This window comes from Leclercia sp. M-A074-M (assembly GCF_965195605.1).
In the GTDB taxonomy this organism is placed as follows: Bacteria; Pseudomonadota; Gammaproteobacteria; order Enterobacterales; family Enterobacteriaceae; genus Enterobacter.
This window is the reverse complement of sequence record NZ_CBDAHM010000034.1, coordinates 1-672: the sequence shown is the minus strand read 5'-3', so window position 1 is coordinate 672 and position 672 is coordinate 1. Positions and strand designations below refer to the sequence as shown.

The following is a 672-nucleotide window of genomic DNA, read 5'->3' as shown; positions in this document are numbered from 1 at the left end:
ATTTGTGGTTTTACCCACCAATACGGGCAAAGCAGACATTGAATTTCACAGCGGCGGAAAAAACAGGGGCATCAATCTTGGTACTGAATTTGACAGGCAACAATATGCCTTAAAAAGTGGAACCCATCTGAGGTCTTACTCCAGCTTACCGGGTGATGCTTTTCCACCCAACCCTCTTGGTATCTACGACATGGCCGGAAACGGCTTCGAATGGGTCAGCGACTGGTATGATCCTGATTATTATAAAAACTCACCCACAAAGGATCCACAGGGGCCTGAAAAACCTGAGTTCAAATACAAAGGAAAGGGATATCAGAAAGTGGCGAGGTCTTCAGACACCTATAATGGAATAGTTGGTTCAACAGTTGGGCGTACTTTTCGTTCACCTAAAGTGACAGATGGAGACTTTCCCGGAAATATGACCGCGCGATGTGTAATTAATTCGCCTGTTCCCGTTAATCAATAATATTTCAATAAGAGGCGCTGGATCATGATAATGGCTCATGCCACGTGGGGCTACGCTCTGGCAATGAACAATACCTACGATTATAAACTGGCGCAGGGTACTAACCCGTTATATCCCCGGATGGGGGAATTTGGCCCACTCTCTGATAATCAGGCACTGGCCTGAGGAGTGATATCTGTGAATAAATTACTTAGCATAATAATATC

Annotated in this window: 2 protein-coding genes; both read left to right on the top strand. The window is 44.9% G+C overall.

The genetic code is table 11. The annotated features are described in order from the left end of the window. The coding region (locus ACOKCT_RS22945) for a formylglycine-generating enzyme family protein (RefSeq protein WP_420193915.1) at positions 1 to 466 on the top strand (466 nt) is incomplete at its 5' end. Positions 467 to 496: 30 nt separating this feature from the next. Then, positions 497 to 631, top strand: coding sequence for a hypothetical protein (locus tag ACOKCT_RS22940; RefSeq protein ID WP_256443757.1), 135 nt, complete (start codon positions 497 to 499; stop codon positions 629 to 631). Positions 632 to 672: the final 41 nt, after the last annotated feature.

Excerpts from the sequence above, each read along its gene's own strand:
- ACOKCT_RS22940 (WP_256443757.1), top strand. The coding sequence starts at position 497 with ATGGCTCATGCCACGTGGGGCTACGCTCTGGCAATGAACAATACCTAC.